22 protein-coding genes are annotated in these 23165 nt (G+C 70.0%); 7 read left to right on the top strand and 15 right to left on the bottom strand.

Annotated features, from left to right (window positions below; all coding sequences use genetic code 11):
* Window positions 1–42 precede the first annotated feature (42 nt).
* Entirely contained in the window at window positions 43–675 is a 633-nt protein-coding gene (locus tag C4B68_RS29595; RefSeq protein ID WP_099500969.1) for a sulfite oxidase-like oxidoreductase, read from the bottom strand.
* A 156-nt stretch (window positions 676–831) separates the two neighbouring features.
* On the opposite strand from C4B68_RS29595, the gene bfr reads away from it, so the two are divergent.
* The gene (gene bfr / locus C4B68_RS29590; protein ID WP_099500967.1) at window positions 832–1311 is read left to right on the top strand and encodes a bacterioferritin; all 480 of its coding nucleotides are present in this window, start codon (window positions 832–834) and stop codon (window positions 1309–1311) included.
* A gap of 49 nt (window positions 1312–1360) precedes the next feature.
* On the opposite strand, the gene C4B68_RS29585 is transcribed toward bfr, so the two are convergent.
* The 3 genes from C4B68_RS29585 to C4B68_RS29575 all read right to left on the bottom strand — a co-directional run bounded on the left by C4B68_RS29585 (window position 1361) and on the right by C4B68_RS29575 (window position 4532).
* Window positions 1361–1603, bottom strand: coding sequence for a (2Fe-2S)-binding protein (locus tag C4B68_RS29585; RefSeq protein WP_180289227.1), 243 nt, complete (start codon window positions 1601–1603; stop codon window positions 1361–1363).
* A 185-nt stretch (window positions 1604–1788) separates the two neighbouring features.
* Window positions 1789–3141, bottom strand: a complete 1353-nt coding sequence (locus tag C4B68_RS29580; RefSeq protein ID WP_099500963.1) for a class II 3-deoxy-7-phosphoheptulonate synthase — start codon at window positions 3139–3141, stop codon at window positions 1789–1791.
* 128 nt (window positions 3142–3269) lie between these two features.
* Window positions 3270–4532, bottom strand: a complete 1263-nt coding sequence (locus C4B68_RS29575) for a glycoside hydrolase domain-containing protein (protein WP_099500961.1) — start codon at window positions 4530–4532, stop codon at window positions 3270–3272.
* Window positions 4533–4593: 61 nt separating this feature from the next.
* Between C4B68_RS29575 and C4B68_RS44845 the strand changes: the two genes are divergently transcribed.
* Window positions 4594–4770, top strand: coding sequence for a trp operon leader peptide (locus C4B68_RS44845; protein ID WP_107475399.1), 177 nt, complete (start codon window positions 4594–4596; stop codon window positions 4768–4770).
* A 118-nt stretch (window positions 4771–4888) separates the two neighbouring features.
* Window positions 4889–6757, top strand: a complete 1869-nt coding sequence (locus C4B68_RS29570) for an anthranilate synthase family protein (protein ID WP_099500960.1) — start codon at window positions 4889–4891, stop codon at window positions 6755–6757.
* A gap of 425 nt (window positions 6758–7182) precedes the next feature.
* On the opposite strand, the gene C4B68_RS29565 is transcribed toward C4B68_RS29570, so the two are convergent.
* The 4 genes from C4B68_RS29565 to C4B68_RS29550 all read right to left on the bottom strand — a co-directional run bounded on the left by C4B68_RS29565 (window position 7183) and on the right by C4B68_RS29550 (window position 11127).
* The gene (locus tag C4B68_RS29565) at window positions 7183–8211 is read right to left on the bottom strand and encodes a 6-phosphofructokinase (protein ID WP_099500958.1); all 1029 of its coding nucleotides are present in this window, start codon (window positions 8209–8211) and stop codon (window positions 7183–7185) included.
* 164 nt (window positions 8212–8375) lie between these two features.
* The gene (locus tag C4B68_RS29560) at window positions 8376–9053 is read right to left on the bottom strand and encodes a response regulator (RefSeq protein ID WP_099500956.1); all 678 of its coding nucleotides are present in this window, start codon (window positions 9051–9053) and stop codon (window positions 8376–8378) included.
* On the bottom strand, window positions 9050–10273 hold the full coding sequence (gene macS, locus C4B68_RS29555) for a MacS family sensor histidine kinase (protein WP_180289222.1): 1224 nt from the start codon (window positions 10271–10273) through the stop codon (window positions 9050–9052). The genes C4B68_RS29560 and macS overlap by 4 nt, the downstream gene beginning before the upstream one ends.
* A gap of 62 nt (window positions 10274–10335) precedes the next feature.
* Window positions 10336–11127, bottom strand: a complete 792-nt coding sequence (locus C4B68_RS29550) for a lysophospholipid acyltransferase family protein (protein WP_099500954.1) — start codon at window positions 11125–11127, stop codon at window positions 10336–10338.
* 171 nt (window positions 11128–11298) lie between these two features.
* On the opposite strand from C4B68_RS29550, the gene C4B68_RS29545 reads away from it, so the two are divergent.
* Both C4B68_RS29545 and C4B68_RS29540 read left to right on the top strand, forming a co-directional pair.
* Window positions 11299–12108: an alpha/beta hydrolase gene (locus C4B68_RS29545; protein ID WP_099500952.1), complete on the top strand. Its 810-nt coding sequence runs from the start codon at window positions 11299–11301 to the stop codon at window positions 12106–12108.
* Window positions 12101–12703, top strand: a complete 603-nt coding sequence (locus tag C4B68_RS29540) for a hypothetical protein (RefSeq protein ID WP_099500950.1) — start codon at window positions 12101–12103, stop codon at window positions 12701–12703. Before C4B68_RS29545 ends, C4B68_RS29540 begins: the two co-directional genes overlap by 8 nt.
* 2 nt (window positions 12704–12705) lie before the next feature.
* Here C4B68_RS29540 and C4B68_RS29535 read toward each other — a convergent pair whose 3' ends face one another.
* The 6 genes from C4B68_RS29535 to C4B68_RS29510 form a co-directional block, all read right to left on the bottom strand.
* On the bottom strand, window positions 12706–13476 hold the full coding sequence (locus C4B68_RS29535; RefSeq protein WP_099500949.1) for an endonuclease/exonuclease/phosphatase family protein: 771 nt from the start codon (window positions 13474–13476) through the stop codon (window positions 12706–12708).
* Window positions 13477–13853: 377 nt separating this feature from the next.
* A complete protein-coding gene (locus C4B68_RS29530) occupies window positions 13854–14807 on the bottom strand; it encodes an ROK family glucokinase (RefSeq protein ID WP_099500947.1) in 954 nt (317 codons plus the stop codon).
* Between the two features lie 54 nt (window positions 14808–14861).
* The gene (locus C4B68_RS29525; protein ID WP_167459190.1) at window positions 14862–15404 is read right to left on the bottom strand and encodes a DUF5304 domain-containing protein; all 543 of its coding nucleotides are present in this window, start codon (window positions 15402–15404) and stop codon (window positions 14862–14864) included.
* 102 nt (window positions 15405–15506) lie between these two features.
* Window positions 15507–16685, bottom strand: a complete 1179-nt coding sequence (locus C4B68_RS29520; protein WP_099500946.1) for an ArsA family ATPase — start codon at window positions 16683–16685, stop codon at window positions 15507–15509.
* A 144-nt stretch (window positions 16686–16829) separates the two neighbouring features.
* On the bottom strand, window positions 16830–17270 hold the full coding sequence (locus C4B68_RS29515; protein WP_099500944.1) for an SRPBCC family protein: 441 nt from the start codon (window positions 17268–17270) through the stop codon (window positions 16830–16832).
* Between the two features lie 124 nt (window positions 17271–17394).
* The gene (locus tag C4B68_RS29510) at window positions 17395–18192 is read right to left on the bottom strand and encodes a metallophosphoesterase family protein (RefSeq protein WP_099500942.1); all 798 of its coding nucleotides are present in this window, start codon (window positions 18190–18192) and stop codon (window positions 17395–17397) included.
* 296 nt (window positions 18193–18488) lie between these two features.
* On the opposite strand from C4B68_RS29510, the gene C4B68_RS29505 reads away from it, so the two are divergent.
* Window positions 18489–20282 carry an AMP-dependent synthetase/ligase gene (locus tag C4B68_RS29505; protein ID WP_099500940.1) on the top strand — a complete coding sequence of 598 codons (1794 nt, stop codon included), beginning with the start codon at window positions 18489–18491 and terminating at the stop codon, window positions 20280–20282.
* Between the two features lie 284 nt (window positions 20283–20566).
* On the opposite strand, the gene C4B68_RS29500 is transcribed toward C4B68_RS29505, so the two are convergent.
* Window positions 20567–21709 carry a glycosyltransferase family 4 protein gene (locus tag C4B68_RS29500; RefSeq protein WP_099500938.1) on the bottom strand — a complete coding sequence of 381 codons (1143 nt, stop codon included), beginning with the start codon at window positions 21707–21709 and terminating at the stop codon, window positions 20567–20569.
* Window positions 21710–21914: 205 nt separating this feature from the next.
* Here C4B68_RS29500 and C4B68_RS29495 point away from each other — a divergent pair, with 205 nt between their 5' ends.
* A complete protein-coding gene (locus C4B68_RS29495) occupies window positions 21915–23156 on the top strand; it encodes a glycosyltransferase 87 family protein (protein ID WP_099500937.1) in 1242 nt (413 codons plus the stop codon).
* Window positions 23157–23165 lie beyond the last annotated feature (9 nt).

The raw sequence follows: 23165 nt of genomic DNA, 5'->3' as shown, positions 1-23165 counted from the left end.
GCGTCCCGAGGAGTACGACTGACGCCGGAGCGCCCCGGGGAGTCAGAGCTCGGGCCCGTCCCCGGGCTCCTCCTGGTACGAGTAGCGCTGCTCGCGCCAGGGGTCGCCGATGTTGTGGTAGCCGCGCTCCTCCCAGAAGCCGCGGCGGTCGGCCGTCATGTACTCGACGCCGCGGACCCACTTGGGGCCCTTCCAGGCGTACCGGTGGGGGACGATGAGGCGAAGCGGGTAGCCGTGTTCCGCCGTCAGGAGCTCGCCGTCCTTGTGGGTGGCGAAGATCGTGCGGTCGGAGGCGAAGTCCGACAGGCTGAGGTTCGAGCTGAACCCGTACTCGGCCCAGACCATCACATGGGTGACGTCGGGCGCGGGCGGGGCGATCTCCAGGATCGTACGGGCCGGGATGCCGCCCCATTCGGCCCCGAGCATGCTGAACTTCGTGACGCAGTGCAGATCGGCCACGACGGAGGCGTACGGCAGGGCCGTGAATTCCTCGTGGGTCCAGGAGTGCTTCTCGCCGTCGGCGGCGGCGCCGAAGACCCTGAAGTCCCAGCGTTCGGGGCGGAACTTGGGTACGGGCCCGTAGTGCGTGACAGGCCAGCCGCGCTGCAGTCGCTGCCCCGGCGGGAGCTCCGACTGTGCCGCTTGTCCAGATTCACGCTCCACCGGCTGACCCATGCCTCCATCCTGACAGACCCAGGACAGTGCACATGACCAGCCGTTGGCCAGATTCGGACAACTCCTACTAAGCGTGCACTTACTGGACGACCTCGTATGCCGGTGCGAAGATGCGGCCCATCCTGCCCAGTCCCCCGCTTGGAAGGAGCCGCTGCGATGCAGGGCGACCCCGAGGTCCTCGAGTTTCTGAACGAACAGCTCACCGGCGAGCTGACGGCGATCAACCAGTACTGGCTGCACTACCGCATCCAGGACAACAAGGGCTGGACGAAGCTCGCCAAGTACACGCGTGAAGAATCCATCGACGAGATGAAGCACGCGGACATGCTCACCGAGCGCATCCTCATGCTGGACGGCCTGCCGAACTACCAGCGGCTGTTCCATGTACGGGTCGGCCAGACGGTCACCGAGATGTTCCAGGCCGACCGGCAGGTGGAGGTCGAGGCGATCGACCGCCTCAGGCGCGGGATCGAGGTGATGCGTACGAAGGGCGACATCACGTCGGCGAACATCTTCGAGTCGATCCTCGCGGACGAGGAGCACCACATCGACTATCTGGACACGCACCTGGAGCTGATCGAGAAGCTCGGTGAGGCGCTCTACATCGCGCAGCAGATCGAGCAGCCGGACAGCTGAGCGGCCGGACAGAGCCGAGCGGCCGGACAGCCAACCGCACAGTCGGCGGCTAGGCGGCCTCTTCCAGCGCCGCGGGCATCCGGACCTCCGAGAGAACCGGCCGCCCTTCGTCCGCGAGCTCGCGGCGCGGGCACGCGCCCCGGCCCAGCAGGGCCTGAATGCGGCGGACGCACGAACCGCAGTCCGTGCCCGCCTTGCATGCCGACGCTATCTGGCGGGGGGTGCAGGCGCCGTCCGCCGCATGCTGCCTCACCTGCGCCTCGGTCACACCGAAGCAGTTGCAGACGTACACGCGGGTCACCTCCCGACAGGGTTCATGGTTCGTGCCGTACCGATGAACCGGATGCCCGCTGATCGGTGAGGCAAACCTAACCTTACCCGCCGCGCAGGACACGCAAAAGTGAGGTGGGGTGCGGATCGCATGTGATCCGCACCCCACCTCACGCGCCGGTAACAGGTGGAAAGGCCACCGGTCCGCTACTGGTCCCGGTACATCTCGGCGACGAGGAAGGCCAGGTCAAGGGACTGGCTGCGGTTCAGTCGCGGGTCGCAGGCGGTCTCGTAGCGCTGGTGCAGGTCGTCGACGAAGATCTCGTCGCCGCCGCCCACGCACTCGGTGACATCGTCACCGGTGAGCTCCACGTGGATGCCGCCCGGGTGCGTGCCCAGCGCCTTGTGGACCTCGAAGAAGCCCTTGACCTCGTCGAGCACGTCGTCGAAGCGGCGGGTCTTGTGACCGGAGGCCGCCTCGAAGGTGTTGCCGTGCATCGGGTCGGTCACCCAGGCCACGGTCGCGCCGGACGCGGTGACCTTCTCGACCAGCTCCGGCAGCTTGTCGCGGACCTTGTCCGCACCCATCCGCACGATGAAGGTGAGACGGCCCGGCTCGCGCTCCGGGTCCAGGCGCTCGATGTACTGCAGCGCCTCCTCGGCCGTCGTTGTCGGACCCAGCTTGACCCCGATCGGGTTGCGGATCTTCGAGGCGAACTCGATGTGCGCGCCGTCCAGCTGACGGGTGCGCTCACCGACCCACACCATGTGCCCCGACACGTCGTACAGCTGCCCGGTCCGCGAGTCGACACGGGTCAGCGCCGACTCGTAGTCCAGGAGCAGCGCCTCGTGGGAGGCGTAGAACTCGACCGTCTTGAACTCCTCCGGGTCGGTCCCGCAGGCCCGCATGAAGTTCAGCGCGTTGTCGATCTCGCGCGCCAGCTGCTCGTAGCGCTGGCCGGACGGCGACGACTTCACGAAGTCCTGGTTCCAGGCGTGCACCTGGCGCAGGTCGGCGTAACCACCGGTGGTGAAGGCGCGCACCAGGTTCAGCGTCGAGGCGGACGCGTTGTACATCCGCTTCAGACGCTCGGGGTCCGGGATCCGGGCCTCTTCGGTGAAGGCGAAACCGTTGACGGAGTCACCGCGGTAGGTCGGCAGCGTCACCCCGTCACGGGTCTCGGTCGGCTTGGAGCGCGGCTTGGAGTACTGGCCGGCGATCCGGCCCACCTTCACCACGGGCACCGAGGCGGCGTACGTGAGCACAGCGCCCATCTGCAGCAGGGTCTTGAGCTTGTTACGGATGTGGTCGGCCGACACGGCGTCGAAGGCCTCGGCACAGTCGCCGCCCTGCAGCAGGAACGCCTCGCCCTTGGCGACGGCTCCCAACCGGGCGCGCAGCTGGTCGCACTCACCCGCGAAGACGAGCGGCGGATACGACTCGAGGTCCGCGATCACATCGCGCAGAGCCTCGGCATCGGGGTACTCAGGCTGCTGCGCCGCGGGCAGGTTTCGCCAGGTGTTGCCAGCGCTCGCGCTGGACTTAGCGTTCACGGTCACCCCCCCAACATTACGGGGTCATGTCGGGCGTCCCTTCACTTGCTCATCAATTGAGACACGGGGCGCTCTATCGGGGTGCTCCGGGCGGCCGCAGGGCAGGTCCGTGCGGCCGCCCGGAGAGGGGCGCGCTAGCCCACGTCCAGCCGGTTGCGGTCGATGTTGATCGTCACACCCCCGTACGTCTCGGTCGAGTTGCCCACGTACTGGTGGATGCGCTGGTGCGCGGCCCACATGCTCGCTGGGATCGCCGGGTCGTCGGTGGTCGACAGGTAGTTCCAGCTGGCGAAGTGGATCACGTCGGGCAGGGTGACCTCGTTCCGGTGGGCCACCAGGTCGGCGACCAGGGACGAGGCGCCGCCGTACGCGCCGGAGCGGTAGCCCAGCTTGTGCAGGCGTTCGGTGTAGGCCTCGAGGTAGGCGAGCACCTGGTCGGTGGCGGCACCTCCGGGCGTGTAGTGCTCCACGTCGCTGTACAGCACCGTGCCCTTGCCCAGCCCCAGCGCCGCGGCCTGTTTGACGGCGTCGTCGGCGGCCTCGGTTCCCTGCGGCACCGGATTGGTGATCGCCGCGCAGCTGCCCAAGCAACTGCCGCTGTCGGAGCTGGGCTGCCGGCCGACGTACAGCGGGAAGAAGCGCCAGCCGTTCGTGTACTGCTTGCGCACCCATGTCGCCGTGAGTCTCGTCTGGGAGCAGGCGCGGTTGATCCCGCCGATGTAGATGCCCACGGCGCGGTAGCCGGACGCGGAACGCCAGGCGTCCATCGACGACTGGCTCGGGGCGGTGCAGGCGTCGAAGCCCGTGCCCCGGTAGGACGTCGCATCGACGGGGAGGGGCGTCGTGGCGGCCACGCCGGGGATCTTCTCGTTCTCCCCGGCGTCCTCGGTCTTCTCGGTCTCCTCGGCGTCCTCGGTCTGCTCGGTCTCCTCGGCCTCTTCGGCGTCCTCGGCCGGGACGGGCAGACCGGCGCTGCTCAGGATGTCCTGGATCGTCATACGGTCGTCGCCGTCGTCCCCGTACGCGGCGGTCACGGTGATGTTGCCCATGGTGGCCCGGTAGGTGCGGGCCGTGCGGTTCTCGGTGACGGAGCTCCTGGCGGCGGGGTCGGGGGCCGGCTGGATCAGGAGCGCTTCGGTACGTCCCTTGGCCTGCGCCGGGCAGTCCTGCCGGGCGCCGGGCGTGCCGAGATACACGGCGTGCCGGTCGAACCGGACACAGGCGTCCGGCTCCTCCTCCAGGTCCACGATCTGCCAGGAGGCGGGGACGACGAACTCGTGGCCGAGATAGGTGACCCGGACGGTGTGGTCGGCGCTCCCGGTCTTCTCGGTTGCGGAGGAAAAGGGGGCCGAGCGTGCGGCCTCGAACGAGCCGGCGGCGAAGGCCGCGGCGGCCACGACGGCCGCCGTGAGGGCGCGTGCGCCGCGCCGGCGAAGCTGGGGTGAACGGGGTGCGTGAATGACTCTCTCCTCGGTCGGGATTCATGGCCATCCATGGCCGGTGACCGAGCCGTCCGAACGCGGTGCGCGAACGGTTCACGCTGTTGCGCGACCCCTGACGTCGGGTAGGGTGCGGCGCATGTTCGCGCACTCGACCCAGAACTGGTGGTGGCCCGCTCATCCGGCGGCCCACTGACTGCGCGTACGCAAGACTTCGCGAAGGCCGCCCGAGGGGCGGCCTTCGGTGTTTCCCGGGGTCGTTCCTCTCCCAGTGCCTCTCCCCATGAGCTCTGTGAGTGAGAAGGAACAGACCGATGAACCTGCTCGACCTGCTGGACGACCCCCGTCCGTTCGCCCTGCTGCGCCGCCGCACCCCCGGCCACGACCACGAGGTCGTCGAGCTCCTGCTCGGCCCGGTCGCCTCTTACGACCGCCTCGCCGACATCCCGGTCGGCGCCCGCCCCTTCCTCGCCCTCGTCCCGTTCCGCCAGATCCGGGAGCGCGGCTTCGACGTCCGCGACGACGGCACACCCCTCGCGGTACTCACCGCCGAGGAGACGTACGAGCTGCCACTGGAGCAGGTCCTGGCGGAGCTGCCGTCGCACGAGGTGCGGGTCGAGGGCGGGGGCTTCGACGTCGCCGACGAGGAGTACGCGGGGATCGTCGGGCGGGTGCTGCGCGAGGAGATCGGGCGGGGCGAGGGCGCGAACTTCGTGATCCGGCGGACGTACGAGGGGGAGATCCCGGGGTACGCGAAGGCCGATGCCCTCGCTCTGTTCCGTCGGCTCCTCGTCGGTGAGCGGGGGGCGTACTGGACGTACGTCGTGCACACCGGGGAGCGGACGCTGGTCGGGGCGAGCCCCGAGGTGCATGTCCGGATGTCGGGCGGGACCGTCGTGATGAACCCGATCAGCGGGACGTACCGGTACCCCGCCGAGGGGCCGACCGTGGACGATCTGCTCGGCTTCCTCGCCGACGGCAAGGAGATCGAGGAGCTCTCGATGGTCGTCGACGAGGAGCTCAAGATGATGTGCACCGTCGGTGACATGGGCGGGATCGTCATCGGGCCGCGGCTCAAGGAGATGGCCCATCTCGCGCACACCGAGTACGAGTTGCGGGGGCGTTCCTCGCTGGATGTGCGCGAGGTCCTGAAGGAGACCATGTTCGCGGCGACCGTCACCGGGTCGCCGGTGCAGAACGCGTGCCGGGTGATCGAGCGGCACGAGGTGGGCGGGCGCGGCTACTACGCCGGTGCGCTGGCCCTCGTCGGGCGGGACGCGAACGGGGCGCAGACCCTGGACTCCCCCATCCTGATCCGGACCGCCGACATCGACGCGGACGGGCGGCTGCGGGTGCCGGTCGGCGCCACGCTCGTCCGCGGATCGGATCCGGCCGGTGAGGTCGCCGAGACGCACGCGAAGGCGGCGGGGGTGCTGGCGGCGCTGGGGGTCGTCGGGAAGAGGGCGCGCGAGGAGGGCGTACGGCCGCCCCGGATGGCGGACGATCCGCGGGTGCGGGCGGCGCTGGACGGGCGGCGGGGCTCGCTCGCGCCCTTCTGGCTGCGGATGCAGGAGAGGTCGGACGCGCTGCACGGGCATGCGCTCGTGGTGGACGGTGAGGACACCTTCACCGCGATGCTCGCGCATGTACTGCGGTCGTCGGGGCTGGAGGTGACGGTGCGGCGGTACGACTCGCCGGGGCTGCGGGAGGCTGTGCTCGCGCACGAGGGGCCTGTCGTGCTGGGGCCGGGTCCCGGTGATCCCAGCGACGTCCAGGATCCCAAGATGCGGGTTCTGCGGGCTCTCACCGCTGAGGTGATCCGGGGGCACGGCTATGGGGTGCTCGGCGTGTGCCTTGGACATGAGCTGATCGCGGCCGAGCTGGGGCTGGAGATCGTGCGGAAGGAAGTGCCGTATCAGGGTGCGCAGACGCGGATCGATCTGTTCGGGCGCGGGGAGGTGGTCGGGTTCTACAACAGCTTCGTGGCGCGGTGCGACGAGGACGCCTTGGCGGAGCTGTCGGCTCATGGCGTCGAGGTCAGCCGCAGCGACAGTGGTGAGGTGCACGCGATGCGGGGGCCTGGGTTCGCGGGGGTGCAGTTCCATCCGGAGTCGGTGCTGACGCTGAACGGTACGGCTGTCGTGCGGGAGTTGCTCGGTCAGCTTCGGGGGGTCCGGGCGTAGTCGCTGCCGCTGTTGCTGCCGGGTTCGCCTGCCGCCGGTGCGCTTTGCGCCGGTGGGTTGGTCGGGGCCGTGCCGGTACATCCGCCCGTCGTGGCCGGTGGATCAGGCGTTGGATTGCAGGAGCCGTTTCCAGATCCGAACGGGGCGACGGGCATGTGATGTACCGGCACGGCCCCTCGCGTGCACTGGCGACTGCGGGTGCAGCCCCCCAGCCCGTCCGGCGTTTGAGGACGAGGCCGTTCAGGCCGAAGCGGGGGGCTGGGGGCGGCAGCCCCCAGGGACGATGGGGGTCCCCCCCCGCTCTGGGGGTACCTCCCAGGCCCTTAAGGCACTGGGGGAGAAGCCGAGAGTGGGGGAGGGTAGGGGCGGAGGGGGCGAAAAACCCACCCGCCCGCAGCCCCTGCCATGCGGCTGCGGGAGTGGGGTCAGCCGAAGAAGACGCCGACCTCCTCGTACAGCTTCGGGTCCACCGTCTTCAGTTTGGCTGTGGCCTCCGCGATGGGGACGCGGATGACATCCGTGCCGCGCAGGGCGACCATCTTGCCGAAGTCCCCGTCCCGGACGGCCTCGATGGCGTGCAGCCCGAAGCGGGTGGCCAGCCAGCGGTCGAAGGCGCTGGGGGTGCCGCCACGCTGGACATGGCCGAGAACCGTGGTGCGGGCTTCCTTGCCGGTGCGCTTCTCGATCTCCTTGGCCAGCCACTCGCCGACGCCGGAGAGACGGACATGTCCGAAGGAGTCGAGCGAGCCATCCTTGAGGACCACGTCGCCGTCCTTGGGCATCGCCCCTTCGGCGACGACCACGATCGGGGCGTACGACGCCTTGAAGCGGGAGGTCACCCAGCCGCAGACCTGGTCCACGTCGAAGCGCCGCTCGGGGATGAGGATGACGTTCGCGCCGCCGGCCAGGCCCGAATGGATGGCGATCCAGCCCGCGTGGCGGCCCATGACCTCGACGACCAGGACGCGCATGTGCGACTCGGCGGTGGTGTGCAGGCGGTCGATCGCCTCGGTGGCGATGCCGACAGCCGTGTCGAAGCCGAAGGTGTAGTCGGTGGCCGAAAGGTCGTTGTCGATGGTCTTCGGTACGCCGATGACATGGATGCCGTACTCGTCGGAGAGGCGCGCGGCGACGCCCAGGGTGTCCTCGCCGCCGATCGCGATGAGCGCGTCGACCTCCTGCTTGGCGAGGTTCTCCTTGATCCGGCGGATGCCGTTCTCCTGCTTGAGGGGGTTGGTGCGTGAGGAGCCGAGGATGGTGCCGCCCCGCGGCAGGATGCCGCGCACGGCGGGGATGTCGAGCTGGACGACGTCGCCCTCAAGCGGTCCCCGCCAGCCGTCCCGGAAGCCGACGAAGTCGTAGCCGTACTCCTGCACGCCCTTGCGGACGACGCCCCGGATGACGGCGTTGAGCCCGGGGCAGTCGCCGCCTCCGGTCAGTACTCCGACCCGCATGGAAAGTCCCTTCGCAGCGGTTGCCTGTTGGACTCACGCTAATAGTGATCCAGGTCACTGCGGCATGGTGCGGAAGGTCAATTCCGGTGAATTGTGCGGGTGTTGATCAATCGCCTTCACTCCATGGTGGGGGTGCGTCAGGTTTACGTCCACATGGGCGAGGGTTACGCCTCGTCAAGGCCACGCTCTATGGCGTAGCGCACCAGCTCGACGCGGTTGTGCAGTTGGAGCTTGCCCAGGGTGTTCTGCACGTGGTTCTGGACCGTGCGGTGGGAGATGACCAGGCGCTCGGCTATCTGCTTGTAGCTCAGGCCCTTGGCGACCAGGCGGAGCACTTCGGTCTCGCGGTCGGTGAGCTGGGGGGCCTTGGGTTCGTCGGGGCCGGTGACGGGGGCCGGTTCGGAGGCCAGCCGGCGGTACTCGCCGAGGACCAGGCCCGCGAGGCCCGGCGTGAACACCGGGTCGCCGACGGCGGTCAGGCGCACCGCGTCGATGAGCTCCTCCGTGGACGCCGACTTGAGCAGATAGCCGGTGGCGCCGGACTTCACCGCCTCCAGGACGTCGGCGTGCTCGCCGCTGGCCGACAGGACGAGGACGCGCAGTGCCGGATTGGCGCCGACCAGCTCCTTGCACACCTGGACGCCGGGCTTGCCGGGCAGGTTCAGGTCCAGGACGAGGACATCGGGGGCGGCGGCCTGGGCACGGCGCACCGCCTGGTCGCCGTCTCCCGCCGTGGCGACCACGTCGAAGCCGGCCTCGGCCAGGTCGCGGGCGACGGCGTCGCGCCACATGGGGTGGTCGTCCACCACCATGACCTTGATCGGGACCTGCTGCTCGCTCATCGCTTCTCCGCCTTCCCCCGTGAGTCCTTCGGTACCTTCAGTTCGACCTCGGTGCCCTGGCCGGGGACCGAGATCAGCTCCGCCGTGCCGCCCAGGTCGCGCAGCCGCCCGCGGATCGACAGGGCGACACCGAGCCGCCCCTCGCCTTCGGCCTGCGCGAGCCGCCCTTCCGGGATGCCGGGGCCGTCGTCGCGTACGGTCACGATCACCGCGTCCGGTTCGTCCTCGACCAGGATCCAGGCACGGGCGTCCGTACCCGCGTGCTTGCGGACATTGTCCAGGGCGGCACCGACAGCGGCGGTCAGCTCCTTGGCCGCCACCGGCGCGAGCGGGACCGGTGCGCCGGGCTCGGCGAGGGTCACGCGCGCGGTGGCGTACGGGGCGAGCAGCACGCGCACGTCGACGGGACCGGCGTCCTCGTCGTCGTCCGGCTCCTCGACGGCTCGTACGACCGCACCTTGCGCGGCGTCCTCGGACACCCGGGACACGGGCACCAGACCGCCCGAGACCAGCGTGCGCAGCGCCACCTCCTGCTCGCCGGCCATCCGGCCCAGCTCCTCCGCCTCGCCGCCGAGCGCAGAGCCGCGCCGCTGCACCATGGCGAGGACTTGGAGTACGCCGTCGTGGATGTCGCGGGCCAGGCGCTCCCGTTCACGGGTGGCGGCCTCGATCTCCAGGGCGCGGGCGAGGGTGCGCTCCGAAGCGCGGGCGACCTCGACGACGTATCCGATGGCGATGGAGGCGACCCAGACGAGGATCACGTTGTGGACGGTGTCGCGGGTCGGGGCGCCGCGCTCGACGATGTTGGCGGCCGCGACCAGCGTGGAGGCGAAGGCGGCCCAGCGCCAGCCGCCCTTGATCGCGAAGGCCAGGACGGATCCCGCGGTCCATATCGACGGCAGCGTCGGACCGTCGTTCTCTATCCACGACGAGTCGACGGCGACCCGGGTGAGCAGGATGCCGACGAGCGCGATGGTGAGGTCGGCGGTGAGGAACCGCTTGGTGCACTTGGCCGCGTTCGCGACCCTCGGGAGAGTCGCCAGGGTCCACACGCACAGCAGCGCGTAGAACGCGACGGCCACCCAGGGGCGGGCGAACTCGTCGTATCCGGTGGCGAAGAGGCCGATCGCGTACAACATGGTCAGCACGCGGTACGCGGTGAGCGCACGCCACAGCGGCTGCTCGACCGACATCCTCATGACGCGCTCGCGCTTCGCCATGGCCCCCCTTTTTTTGCTCGCTCGCCTCCCGGGCGCTCACCCACCACCCCTGACGGACGCGTCTACGAGCCGGACCGTTCCTTTTCCGCCTGCTCGGCTTCCTTGGCGGCCTGCTTGTCGGCTTGCTTCTCGGCCTGCGCGAGCGCGGCCTTCGCCACCTTCTCGGCGTCCTTCTCGGCCTTCGCCGCATCCGCGATCTGCCGCTTGGCGGCCATCGCGTACATGTCGACGTACTCCTGGCCGGAGAGCTTCATGATTTCGTACATGACCTCGTCGGTCACCGCGCGGAGCACGAAACGGTCGTGGTCCATGCCGTGGTACCGGCTGAAGTCCAGCGGCTTGCCGATGCGGATGCCCGGCCGCATCAGTCTGGGCATCAGCTTGCCCGGCGGCTGGATCTTCTCGGTGTCGATCATCGCGACCGGGATGACGGGCGCCCCGGTGGCGAGCGCCACGCGCGCGAGGCCGCCGGGCTTGCCGCGGTAGAGGCGGCCGTCCGGCGAGCGCGTGCCCTCCGGGTAGATGCCGAACAGCTCACCGCGCTCGATGACCTCGATGCCGCTCTTGATGGCCGCCTCGCCCGCGCCGCGCGCTCCGGAGCGGTCCACGGGGAGCTGGCCGACGCCCTTGAAGAAGGCGGCGGTCATCCGGCCCTTGATGCCGGGCGTCGTGAAGTACTCGGCCTTCGCGATGAAGGTCACCTTGCGGTCGAGGATCGCGGGCAGGAAGAACGAGTCCGAGAACGACAGGTGATTGCTCGCCAGAATGGCGGGGCCCTCGGCGGGGATGTTCTCGAGGCCTTCCACCCAGGGTCTGAAGGCGAGCTTCAGCGGCCCCCCGATGGAAAACTTCATTGCGCCGTAGATCAACCGAGTGCCTCCTGTGTCGTTGATCAGACCTTAACCCGGAGCACCGCCAATGGACCCGACGACCCTGGTCGGTGTCAGTGCGGTCGCGTACGGTGAAGTACGCCTCGAAGCCTCGGGGGTTCCGTTTTCGCCCGCCTCATGAACAGGAGACCGAAGGTGCCGGTCCTTCCTGGAGCCGAGCCGTTCCGCCACGAGGGCGGAGAGGTCGGCGTCCTTCTCTGCCATGGTTTCACCGGGTCCCCGCAGTCGCTGCGCCCCTGGGCGGAGTATCTCGCCGAGCGCGGCCTGACCGTCGCGCTGCCGCTGCTGCCCGGTCACGGCACGCGCTGGGAGGACATGCAGCTCACCGGCTGGCAGGACTGGTACGCGGAGGTGGACCGCGAGCTGCGCGCCCTGAGGGAGCAGTGTGCCCAGGTCTTCGTGTTCGGTCTGTCGATGGGTGCGGCGCTGACGCTGCAGCTCGCGGCCAAGCACGGTGACGAGATCAGCGGCATCGTGGTCGTCAACCCGCTGAACAGGGTGAATGACCCCACGGCGTTCGCTCTGCCGGTGCTCCGGCACTTCGTACGGTCCGTGAAGGGCGTCACGAACGACATCGCGAAGGAGGGCGCCCAGGAGCTCGGGTACGACCGGGTGCCGCTGCACGCCGCGTACTCGCTGCGGCGTTTCCTCGGGATCGTGGACGGCGAGCTGCCGCAGGTCACCCAGCCGCTATTGCTGCTGCACAGCCCCCAGGACCATGTGGTGTCCCCCGCCGACTCGGCGCGCATCCTCAGCCGGGTGTCGTCCACGGACGTGACGGAGATCCTGCTGGAACAGAGCTACCACGTCGCGACGTTGGACCATGACGCGGACCGGATCTTCGAGGAGAGCCACGCGTTCATCGCCCGGCTCGCGCCCAGTGCCGGCAAGGAGGCCGACACGGGTCAGGTGGGTCAGCAGGAAGGGACGGCCACCGGTGGCTGAGCACGACGCGGACCGCGGCGATTCCGAGGAGAAGGGCGCACCTCCCGGCGAGGAGCAGAGCGTGCCCTTCGACGAGAAGGCCGCGTGGCAGGCGATCGTCGACGGGTACGGCGACGAGCCGCCGGACCCGCCCGGCGCGAAGCCGTTCAAGTCGGTCGAGGACCTGGCACTGCTCGAGCCGGAGACGAACGACGAGGACGGCGGCGCCAAGAAGACGGACAGCGCCGGCGACAAGCCCTCGGTGACCAAGCCCCTCGGCAGCTCGGTCGCCTTCGCGCCCGGTGTCGGCGGCCCGCGCGACTACCAGGCGCCCGAGCCCAACGACGACGACTTCGACGAGGAGGACGAGGGCCACTTCGTACCGCCCGAGCCGCCCCCGCTGCCGGCGGCCGACACCACCGCCAAGTTCGCCTGGCTCGCCGTCATCGGCGGCCCCGTCCTGCTCCTGCTGGCCGTCCTCCTCGGCTGGGACATGACCTGGTGGCTCGCCACTCTCGGCATCGGCGGCTTCCTCGGCGGCTTCGCCACGCTGGTGATGCGTATGAAGACGGACGACGAGGACGGCGACGACCCGGGCCGGGGCGCGGTGGTCTGATCTCAGGACGCGGGCACTCTGAGGGCGGCCAGCACGGGCAAGTGGTCCGTGGCCGCCCTCAGGTCTCTCTCCGTCACACCGGGAAGGCCCAGCGGCACCCCACAGCCCAGGACCTCCACACCCTCACTGGCGAAGATCGCGTCGATGCGCTGATGGGGATCGGTGGACGTGGAGGTGTACTCCGAGCCCCAGGGGCGGGTGGCCCAGGCGTCCTGAAGGGTGCCGGCAAGGCGCTGGAAGGTGCGACCACCGGGCCGTTCGTTGAGGTCACCCCCCGCGACGGCGTACGGGGCACCGAGCCCGGCGAGCCGGTCAAGCAGCATGCCGCCCTGCTTGTACCGCTCAGCCTTCTGCAGACTCAGATGACAGCTGAGCACACCGAGCCGAGCGCCCCCGAACCGCACAACCGCCGTCGCGAAGCCACGCCGGTGCAGCCCGGGCGTGAGCGGCAGCAGAGCGTCTTCGGTCCGTTCCACGGTCGCCCGCAGCGAGCAGAGCAGAGCGGGCCCTGACGCGGGCGCCCCACCGGAAAGGATCACCTGCCCCGAGGCGGCAGCGAGCCGAGCCAGCTTCTTACGCCAGCGAAAGAACCGCGGAGCCTCCTGGACCAGGACGAGATCCGGTTCGCAGGCACTGATGATCCGCGCCAGCGCGAGCGTGTCGTCCCGCATCGACCGGATGTTGTAACTGAGCACCCGAATGACGGCGGAACCGTCGGACTCGGTGCGGGAGTTGGGCAGCGGACTGATCGCGCGAAGCGGCTGAGTCAGCATGGCGATCAAGATACGACACCCCAGGCCCGGAAGCCCCACACCGGGACACCCCGCACCCGGGACAACCCGCAGCCAGAGCACGACCCGCACCCAGGACAGCCGTCACTCGGGACGGCCGACAGCCAGCACACGACCCGCACCCGAGACGGCCTGCTCCTGGGACAGGCGTCACCCGGGACGGCGGCACCCGCCCACGCACGGAAGGGGCCGTGCCGGTACATCAAATGCCCGCATCCGGGCGGATCAACAGAAACGGCTCCTTGGAGCCCCACAGTGGATCCGTTCGGATGCGGGCGGATGTACCGGCACGGCCCCGACCCACGACGACGAGCAGGCGAACCACCCAACCGGCGGCTACCCGCCCCACACACCGGCCGCTACATGATCGGATCCGGCTCCCGAGCCAGGTCCGCCGCACCCACAAGCCCCGCCTTGTTGCCCAACTGCGCGGCGATGACGTCGGCCACCGGCCGCCAGTTGCCACCCACCAGCCACCGCCTGTACGACTTGCGAATCGGGTCGAGGACCAGCTCGCCCTCGTCCGACAGCCCGCCGCCGACAATGAACGCGGACGGGTCGAAGAGCGAGGCCAGATCGGCGAGCCCCGCGCCGGCCCAGCGGGCCAGCTCGCGGTAGGAGTCCACCGCCACCGGGTCGCCCTGCCGCGCGGCCACCGAGATGTGCTTGCCCTCGATACCGTCGGGGGTGCCGTTGCCCAGCGCGAGCAGGATCTCCGCGTTCTCGGGGGTCGCGTTGGCCCGCTGCTTGGCGTACCGGACGAGGGCACGCCCGGAGGCGTACTGCTCCCAGCAGCCCTGCGAGCCGCAACCGCACAGCAGACCGTCCGGCACCATCCGGATGTGCCCGAACTCGGCGGCCACACCGAAGTGCCCACGGCGCAGCTTGTTGCCGATGATGATGCCGCCGCCAAGCCCCGTGCCCAGCGTGATGCAGATGACGTTGCGATGACCCTTGCCCGCGCCGAACTTGTACTCGCCCCACGCCGCCGCGTTCGCGTCGTTCTCGACGACGACCGGCAGGCCGACGCGCTCCTCGACCTCGGCCTTGAGCGGCTCCTGCCGCCAGTCGATGTTCGGCGCGAAGTAGACCGTCGAGCGCTGGCGGTTCACGTAACCGGCGGCACCGATGCCCACGCCGACGATGTCGTGACCGGCCCGCGCACCCTCCACGGCGGAAGCGATGGCGTCGACGATGCCCTGCGGCGTGCCGGGGGTCGGCACCTTGTGGGTCGAGAGGATGTTGCCTTCCTCGTCGACCACACCGGCCGCGATCTTCGTGCCGCCGATATCGACGCCGATGGTGAGTCCCATGAATCCCTCAGTTTCGGTCGAGCCCCGCTACGGCCAACCGTACCCGAGGGACATTCAGTCCAAGTCGATGCGCTCCCCGGGACCGGTCCCGTCGTCTCGGGGGCCCTTGTCCCGGACTGTCCAGCGCCGTTCCTGCGCCTCGACGGCGGAGCGGTAGGCGGCGAGCAGCTCGGAGCCCGCGGCCGCGAGGTGGTCGAACACGTCCGGGTTGCGCTCCATCACCGGCTCGACGGCGGCCTTGGCCTGCTGCACGACCTGGTTGACCATCTGCTGGGCCGTGCCGGAGGCCACCGCGCCGAAGAGCGGCGACTGCAGTCCGGACAGCTTGTCGGTGACGGCGTCGACAAGCCTGCGCAGCTCCTCGGCGGCCGAGCCCGGCGGCGGTCCGTACTGGGCACGGCGGCGGGCCTTCTCCGCCGCGAGGTCCTCTTCACAGGCCGTCGCCCAGGCATCGGCGTCGGCCACGCGCACCTCTTCGACGCGCGCCTCATCAACGTCTACTTCGTCGGCTTCAACCTGCACGTCGTCGGTTTCGACGTGCACCTCGTCGGCCGCCTTCTCCTGAGCGGCGTCGGACGTGGGGCGCTCTTCGCTCATGGCGGACTCCTGCCTACGGTTCGTGCCTTCGACGTTACCCGAACGGGGGTACACGGTTCACCGGCTCCGGGACCACAGTTCGACCGCAGCTCGGGACCGCGGTCACCGGCTGCGCGGCCACAGGTCAGGGTCAGGCGCGAACCGGATCCGCAGCTCGCCCTCACGCAGCGCCGCGCCGGCCACGGTGCAGCGGCGCAGAGCCGACGGCAGCGGCACGATCCGGCGGAACTGCCCGACGGTGACGACAAGTTCGTCGCCGCGCCGGATGAGGTCGAGTTCCTCGCGTATCGCGCCGGGCAGCGGGATGTGCCAGACGAGGACCCGCTCGCCGCCGTCCTCGGCCGGCTGGTCGGTGACGGGCCACTCGACCGGGGTGGGCGCCGTGTTGACGCCGGGCACCGGGAGCGCGGCGAGGTCGTGGGTGCCGCGCGGGTCGTGACCGAGGTGCGGGACCTCGTGCAGGTCGTACGTCTCCCGCCACTCCTCCAGCGCCTTGCGCTGCTGGGCCGCGAGGGCCGCCAGCCAGGTGTCGTTCGTGGCGCCGGGCAGCACACGGTTCGCGACCAGAGCGTCGACGGACAGTCCGCGCAGGGCGAAAGCGGTGGCGGCGGTGCGTACGGCGTCGGCACCGGCCGGGCCCGGTTCGGCGACCAGCCGTACGATCGTGGCCCGGTCCGCGACGACCGCCTCCACGGCGGCCAGCTCGAGGTCCCAGCGCGCCGCCGTCTCGTACAGCCACTCCGCGGGCATCGGGACGCCCGCGAGCCGCCCGAGGACGGGGCGCAGGGCGCGGGCCGCCTGGCGCTCCGGCGGAAGCAGACGGCGCAGATAGCGACGGAGTTCCTCCGGCAGGGCGAGCAGGCCGAGGGCCTGGGGGGCCGGGGGGAGGTCCACGACCAGGAGGTCGTACGTCTCCGACATCGCCGCGTCGCGCAGGGCGCGGAGCAGGGCGAGTTCCTCGGCGCCGGGGAGAGGGGTGACTTCCTCGGCGTCCAGGCGGGTGGCGCCCAGCAGGTCCAGGGCGGTGGTGGCGCGCTCCTGGAAGGCGGTGAGGTCCTCGCGGAAGCGGGCGGCCGCGTCGGGGCGCCAGGCGGTGAGGCGGGGTCCCGCTTCCACCGGGTCCGGTCCCGTTCGTACGCCGAGGACGGCGCCCAGGGTGTCCGTGCGGTCGGCGGTGAGCACCAGGGTGCGGGTGCCTTCGCCGGCCGCCTTCAGCGCCGTGGCCGCGGCGACCGTCGTACGGCCTGTGCCGCCTTGGCCGGTGATCAGGATGGTGCGCATGGGGGTGAACGGTACCGGTGCGGGGCCGGGCGGTTTTTTCGCCCCCTCCGCCCCTACCCGTCCCGTACCTGGGGGACTTCGGCCCCCAGCCCCCCCGTATCGCGCTTCGCGCTCGTCCTAAACGCCGGACGGGCTGAAAGGGGCTTAGTTGGTTTCCTCGACCCGCTTCTTCAAGCCCGCCAGCGCCCTGTCGATGATGACCTTCTCGGCCTTGCGCTTGATCATGCCGAGCATGGGGATCTTGACGTCGACGGTCAGCTGGTAGGTGACCTCGGTGGCGCCCGCGCCCGCGGGCTTGAGGATGTAGGAGCCGTCCAGGGAGCGGAGCATCTGGGACTTGACCAGGGTCCAGGAGACCTCGTGGTCGCCGGTCCAGGTGTAGCCGAGGGTCTGGTCGTCCTTGATGGCGCCGGCGTCCATGACGAGGCGGACCTGCTCGGCGCGGCCCTGCTCGTCCGTGGCAAGCACCTCCGCCTCCTTGACCTCGCCGGTCCAGTCCGGATAGCGGGCGAAGTCGGCGATCACCGCCATGACGTCAGCCGGTGCCGCCTCGATCGTGATGCTCGAGCTGGTGTGTTCCGCCATCGCCGTGGCTCCTCCAGATGCGGTCCGGTGAGGGAGGGTCGTGCGCACGTGTGTGCAGCGTGAAGGCTACCGCGCACGGCCGCGGGTGCTAGCACCCCACCTGGGGTTCACGGCCGCCGTCGGCTCACCACTCCAGGACCCATGGCCGCCCCGACCCCGCGAAGTGGCCCACATTCACGCATTCCGTCGCCCCGATCCGCATCCGGCGGACGAGCGGCTGGTGGACATGGCCGAAGAGTGAGTAGCGCGGGCGTGTACGGCGGATCGCGTCCAGGAGGGCGCGGGACCCGCGTTCGAAACGGCGCGCCACCGTGTCGTACACCAGCTCGGGCACCTCCGGCGGGATATGCGTGCACAGCACGTCGACCTCGCCGACCGCCTCGATCTTCGCCGCGTACTCCTCGTCGCCGATCTCATACGGCGTCCGCATGGGGGTGCGCAGTCCGCCGCCGACGAAGCCGAAGACCCTGCCGCCGATTTCGACGCGTTCGCCGTCGAGGACCGTCGTGCCGGGTCCGGCGTACTCCGGCCACAAGGTCGGCATGTCGACATTGCCGTATGTCGCGTACGTCGGTGCCGGGAACGCGGCGAACATCTCGGCGTACTGCTTGCGGACCGCCTTCTCGATGGCGGCGGCCCGGTCCGTGCCGATCCCGGACCACAGCCGGGTGCCGAACTCGCGCGCCTCCTCGTAGCGGCGGGCGGTGCGCAGTTCCACGATGCGGTCCGCGTTCTCCGCTCCGAACAGGTCAGGGAAGATGCCGCGCGAGTGGTCGGCGTAGTCGAGGAACAGGACCAGGTCACCGAGGCAGATCAGAGCGTCCGCACCGTCGCCGGCTCTGGCCAGGTCCCGGACGTTGCCATGCACGTCACTGATCACATGAATGCGCGTCCTCGGGTTACCGACCGGTGTGGATGCCATGACGATCAAGCGTAGGCCTGTGAGGCAAACGTGAATAGAGGCGGCCGGACCTGCGGTTACTGGCTGGACCGTAATCGCGTGGACTACTCTGCGCGAAGGAACGCCAACACGTGTGACGCACGGAACATCTCGTCGGGACCCCCTGTCGAAGAGGCCATACCGGCGGGTAACGTCCGGGCAGTCCAGTCGTGCTCAGGTTTTCAACAAGTGATCTCTTGAGTACCTGCCCAAGCCTTGGACCGCACCGTCGCATCACACGAAGTCGTGGCGTCGGCGCCCTATGAGGAGCAGCAGTCTTGCGCGAGTTCAGCCTTCCGGCTTTGTACGAGGTCCCTGCGGACGGCAATCTGTCCGACATCGTCCGCAGAAACGCCGCGCAGCATCCCGACGTTGCTGTCATCGCCCGCAAGGTGGGCGGCACTTGGACGGATGTCACCGCCGCCACCTTCCTTGCCGAGGTGGTGGCCGCCGCCAAGGGCCTGATCGCCTCCGGCGTCCAGCCGGGCGAACGGGTGGGCCTGATGTCCCGTACCCGCTACGAGTGGACGCTGCTCGACTTCGCCATCTGGAGCGCGGGCGCGATCACCGTGCCGGTGTACGAGACCAGCTCTCCGGAGCAGGTGCAGTGGATCCTCGGCGACTCGGGCGCGACGGCCTGCATCGTCGAACTGGACGCGCACGCGGCCTCGGTGGAGTCGGTGCGCGACCGGCTGCCCGCCCTCAAGCACGTCTGGCAGATCGAGGGCGGCGGCGTCGACGCGCTGGGCCGCGCGGGCAAGGACATCTCCGACGAGACGGTCGAGGAGCGCAGTTCGCTCGCCAAGGCCGACGACCCGGCGACCATCGTCTACACGAGCGGGACGACCGGCCGCCCCAAGGGATGTGTCCTCACCCACCGCGCCTTCTTCGCGGAGTGCGGCAACATCGTGGAGCGGCTGCGTCCGCTGTTCCGCGCGGACTGCTCCGTGCTGCTCTTCCTGCCGCTGGCGCACGTCTTCGGCCGCCTCGTCCAGGTCGCACCGATGATGGCGCCGATCAAGCTCGGCTGTGTGCCGGACATCAAGAACCTCACCGACGAACTGGCCGCGTTCCGGCCGACGTTGATCCTCGGTGTGCCGCGCGTCTTCGAGAAGGTCTACAACTCGGCGCGTGCCAAGGCGCAGGCGGACGGCAAGGGCAAGATCTTCGACAAGGCGACGGACACGGCGATCGCCTACAGCCGTGCGATGGACACGCCGTCCGGCCCGTCCATCGGCCTGAAGATCAAGCACAAGGCCTTCGACAAGCTGGTCTACAGCAAGCTGCGGGCCGTCCTCGGCGGTCGTGGCGAGTACGCCATCTCCGGCGGCGCCCCGCTCGGTGAGCGGCTCGGACACTTCTTCCGCGGTATCGGCTTCACGGTTCTGGAGGGCTACGGCCTGACCGAGTCCTGTGCGGCCACCGCGTTCAACCCGTGGGACCGGCAGAAGATCGGTACGGTCGGGCAGCCGCTGCCCGGTTCCGTCGTGCGGATCTCCGACGACGGCGAGGTGCTGCTGCACGGCGAGCACCTGTTCAAGGAGTACTGGAACAACGAGGGCGCGACCGCCGAGGCCCTCGCCGACGGCTGGTTCCACACCGGTGACGTCGGCACCCTCGACGAGGACGGCTACCTCCGCATCACCGGCCGCAAGAAGGAGATCATCGTCACCGCGGGCGGCAAGAACGTCGCCCCGGCCGTGATCGAGGACCGCATCCGCGCGCACGCGCTGGTCGCGGAGTGCATGGTGGTCGGCGACGGGCGTCCCTTCGTCGGTGCGCTGGTCACCGTCGACGATGAGTTCCTGGCGCGGTGGGCCTCGGAGCACGGGAAGCCTGCGGGGGCGAGCGTGGCGTCGTTGCGGGACGATGCGGATCTGCTGGCCGCTATTCAGGACGCGGTCGACGATGGCAACGCTGCTGTGTCCAAGGCGGAGTCGGTGCGGAAGTTCCGTATCCTCGGCTCCCAGTTCACCGAGGAGTCGGGGCACCTGACGCCGTCGCTGAAGCTCAAGCGCAATGTCGTCGCGAAGGATTACGCCTACGAGATCGAGGCGATCTATCGGGGCTGAGCCCCGGGCACTTCTTCCTGGCGCGGCCCCTCAATGGCGAGGGGCCGCGCCAGGGGCGTTTCCGGGGGCCGGACCAAGGCGCCCGCGACGGAGCCGCTGATGGATGCGGTCGCCCCCCTCCGCCTCTGCCCTCCCCCACTCTCGGCTTCTCCCCCAGTGCCTTAAGGGCCTGGGAGGTACCCCCAGAGCGGGGGGACCCCCATCGTCCCTGGGGGCTGCCGCCCCCAGACCGCCGCTGTCGCGCTGACGCGCTCGTCCTCAAACGCCGGACGGGCCAGAACCCCCTACAGCAGCTCCCTCAACCGCTCCGCCAGCAGGTCCCAGCGCCACTTCTCCTCGACCCACTCCCGCCCCCGCTCGCCCATCCGGCGGCGCAGCTCGGAGTCGCCGAGGAGGGTGATGACACGGTCGGCGGTGTCCTCGGCGGAGCCGCCCCGCACCACCCAGCCCGTCTCACCGTCGAGGACCGCGTCCGGCGCCCCGCCGGAGTCGCCGGCGACGACGGGCAGCCCGGTCGCGGAGGCCTCGAGGTAGACGATTCCGAGCCCCTCGACGTCGAGCCCGCCCCGCCGGGTCCGGCAGGGCATGGCGAAGACGTCACCGGCGCCGTAGTGCGCGGGCAGCTCGGACCAGGGCACCGCCCCGGTGAACCGCACCGCACCGGCAACCCCGGTTTCGTACGCGAGTTTGCGCAGGTCACGCTCGTACGGCCCGCCACCGACGATCAGCAGCACCGCGTCCGGCTCCTTGGCCAGGATGCGTGGCATGGCGAGGATGAGGGTGTCCTGGCCCTTGCGCGGGACCAGGCGGGAGACGCAGACCACCACCGGGCGGTCCGTCAGGCCGAGCCGGGCGCGGACCACGTCGCCGCCCGAACCGGGGTGGAAGGTCTTCTCGTCGACGCCGGGCGGGAGTTGGACCATCCGCGAGGCCGCCTCGGGGGTCAGCGCGGAGGCGATCCGGGAGCGCGTGTACTCGCCGAGATAGGTGATGGTGTCCGTGGACTCGCCGATCCGGCGCAACAGGCCGCGCGCGGCGGGCAGTTGGGCCCACCCGGCCTCGTGCCCGTGCGTGGTGGCCACGATCCGCCGCGCGCCCGCCCTGCGCAGCGCGGGCGCCATCAGGCCGAGCGGCGCCGCCGCCCCGAACCACACCGACGTACAGCCGTGTTCGCGCAGCAGCCCGACGGCACGCCGGGTGGCGCCCGGAGTCGGCAGCAGCATCGTCGTGCGGTCCCGTACGACGGTGAAGGGCTGTTCGGCGTCGAAGTCGGCCGTCGCCTCGACGCCCTCACGGCCGCGCTTCCAGGTGGAGGCGTAGACAACGAGCCGCTCGGGGTCCAGGCGCAGCGCCATGTTGTGCAGGAAGGCCTGGATACCGCCGGTGCGGGGCGGGAAGTCGTTCGTCACGATCAGGGTCTTGTGCATCGTGTTCGACAGTATCGAACCTATACTCACAGCTCCGCACGGCCACGCTTGATGGCTCGCGAACTGGGTGCCGCGCCATCATGGCTCCGCGAAAATGGCTCCGCGGACATACAGCCGGCGGGCAAGAGCTGGAAGCACAGCAAGAAGCAGCGCCGGACATATCCGCACAGCATGCGAATTCCGGACAGACTAGGACCAGGTGGGCATGACGGGCGCAAGGGGGGCGAGGTTCCCGTACGGGCTCGTCGGACTGCTGGGAACCTGGGGCCTGACCAGGCTGGTGCTGCTCCTTTTCGTGTTCAAGGTGTACGTCTTCCCCGGCCCTGACGTCACGAGCGATGTCTCCGTGATCTACCAGGGCTGGTACGAGGTCCTGCGCCACGGCACCTTCCCGCTCGACGACGTCACCTGGCAGTACCCGCCGGCCGCCGCGCTGGCGATCCTCTCCCCCGGCCTGCTGCCCTTCCTCGGCTACGCGCAGGCGTTCTTCGTGCTGGCCTTCCTCGCCGACTTCGTGGTGTTCGGCCTGCTCCAGTACGCGGGCCTGCGCTCCGGCAAGACGCTGCGCGGCTGCTGGGTGTGGGTGATCGGCGTACCGCTGCTCGGGCCGACCGTGTATGCCCGCTACGACGTGATGGTGACGGCCGTCGCGGTCGCGGCGCTGCTCGCCGGGACGCGCCATCCGCGGGTGATGGGGGCGCTCGTGGGCTTCGGCGCGATGCTGAAGGTGTGGCCGGTGCTGCTGCTCGTCGGGGCCGTCCGCCGCAGAGTGTGGGCCGCGGCGGCGGTGACAGCCGCGGGGATCGCGGTGGTGTTCACCGTGTCGATGCCGGGTGCCGTCGCCTTCCTGACCTTCCAGCGCGACCGCGGCACCGAGGTCGAGTCGCTGGGTTCCCTCGTCTTCCATGTGGCCCGGCAGTACGGCTGGGACGGTCAGGTGCTGCTCAACTACGGCTCGGTGGAATTCCTCGGCCCGTACGTCGACGTCGTGAGCACGGCGGCCCTGGTACTCACGGGGGTGGCCTTCGGCTGGCTGCTGCTGTGGCGGCTGCGCGCCAGGCAGTTCCTGCCGCACACGCTCGCGGACGCCGCGTTCGTGGCCGTGCTGATGTTCACCACCACCAGCCGGGTCATCAGCCCGCAGTACATGGTCTGGCTGGTCGGGCTCGCGGCGGTCTGCCTGTGCTTCCGGGGCAGCCGGATGACGCTGCCCGTCGGTCTGGTGCTGGGCGCGTGCCTGGTGACCGTCCTCGAGTTCCCGGTCTGGTTCTCGCACGTCGTCGCCAGCGACCGGCTCGGCATCACCCTGCTCTTCGTACGCAACGGCCTGCTGGTCGTCGCCACGCTGCTCGCCGCCCTGCGACTGTGGCGGGGCACGGTCTCCCGCCCCACCCCACCTCTCCCCTCTCAGGCCGCCCGCACCGAGGAAACCCTGGCGTCGTCCTGACGGCGGCTC

The sequence above is a fragment of the Streptomyces dengpaensis genome, assembly GCF_002946835.1.
Lineage (GTDB): Bacteria > Actinomycetota > Actinomycetes > Streptomycetales > Streptomycetaceae > Streptomyces > Streptomyces dengpaensis.
This window is presented reverse-complemented; position numbering and strand designations above follow the sequence as displayed.

Excerpts from the sequence above, each read along its gene's own strand:
- C4B68_RS29595 (WP_099500969.1), bottom strand. The coding sequence starts at position 675 with ATGGGTCAGCCGGTGGAGCGTGAATCTGGACAAGCGGCACAGTCGGAG.
- bfr (WP_099500967.1), top strand. The coding sequence starts at position 832 with ATGCAGGGCGACCCCGAGGTCCTCGAGTTTCTGAACGAACAGCTCACC.
- C4B68_RS44845 (WP_107475399.1), top strand. The coding sequence starts at position 4,594 with ATGACTCTCTCCTCGGTCGGGATTCATGGCCATCCATGGCCGGTGACC.
- C4B68_RS29570 (WP_099500960.1), top strand. The coding sequence starts at position 4,889 with ATGAACCTGCTCGACCTGCTGGACGACCCCCGTCCGTTCGCCCTGCTG.
- C4B68_RS29565 (WP_099500958.1), bottom strand. The coding sequence starts at position 8,211 with ATGCGGGTCGGAGTACTGACCGGAGGCGGCGACTGCCCCGGGCTCAAC.
- C4B68_RS29560 (WP_099500956.1), bottom strand. The coding sequence starts at position 9,053 with ATGAGCGAGCAGCAGGTCCCGATCAAGGTCATGGTGGTGGACGACCAC.
- macS (WP_180289222.1), bottom strand. The coding sequence starts at position 10,273 with ATGGCGAAGCGCGAGCGCGTCATGAGGATGTCGGTCGAGCAGCCGCTG.
- C4B68_RS29550 (WP_099500954.1), bottom strand. The coding sequence starts at position 11,127 with ATGAAGTTTTCCATCGGGGGGCCGCTGAAGCTCGCCTTCAGACCCTGG.
- C4B68_RS29535 (WP_099500949.1), bottom strand. The coding sequence starts at position 13,476 with ATGCTGACTCAGCCGCTTCGCGCGATCAGTCCGCTGCCCAACTCCCGC.
- C4B68_RS29530 (WP_099500947.1), bottom strand. The coding sequence starts at position 14,807 with ATGGGACTCACCATCGGCGTCGATATCGGCGGCACGAAGATCGCGGCC.
- C4B68_RS29525 (WP_167459190.1), bottom strand. The coding sequence starts at position 15,404 with ATGAGCGAAGAGCGCCCCACGTCCGACGCCGCTCAGGAGAAGGCGGCC.
- C4B68_RS29520 (WP_099500946.1), bottom strand. The coding sequence starts at position 16,685 with ATGCGCACCATCCTGATCACCGGCCAAGGCGGCACAGGCCGTACGACG.
- C4B68_RS29515 (WP_099500944.1), bottom strand. The coding sequence starts at position 17,270 with ATGGCGGAACACACCAGCTCGAGCATCACGATCGAGGCGGCACCGGCT.
- C4B68_RS29510 (WP_099500942.1), bottom strand. The coding sequence starts at position 18,192 with ATGGCATCCACACCGGTCGGTAACCCGAGGACGCGCATTCATGTGATC.
- C4B68_RS29500 (WP_099500938.1), bottom strand. The coding sequence starts at position 21,709 with ATGCACAAGACCCTGATCGTGACGAACGACTTCCCGCCCCGCACCGGC.
- C4B68_RS29495 (WP_099500937.1), top strand. The coding sequence starts at position 21,915 with ATGACGGGCGCAAGGGGGGCGAGGTTCCCGTACGGGCTCGTCGGACTG.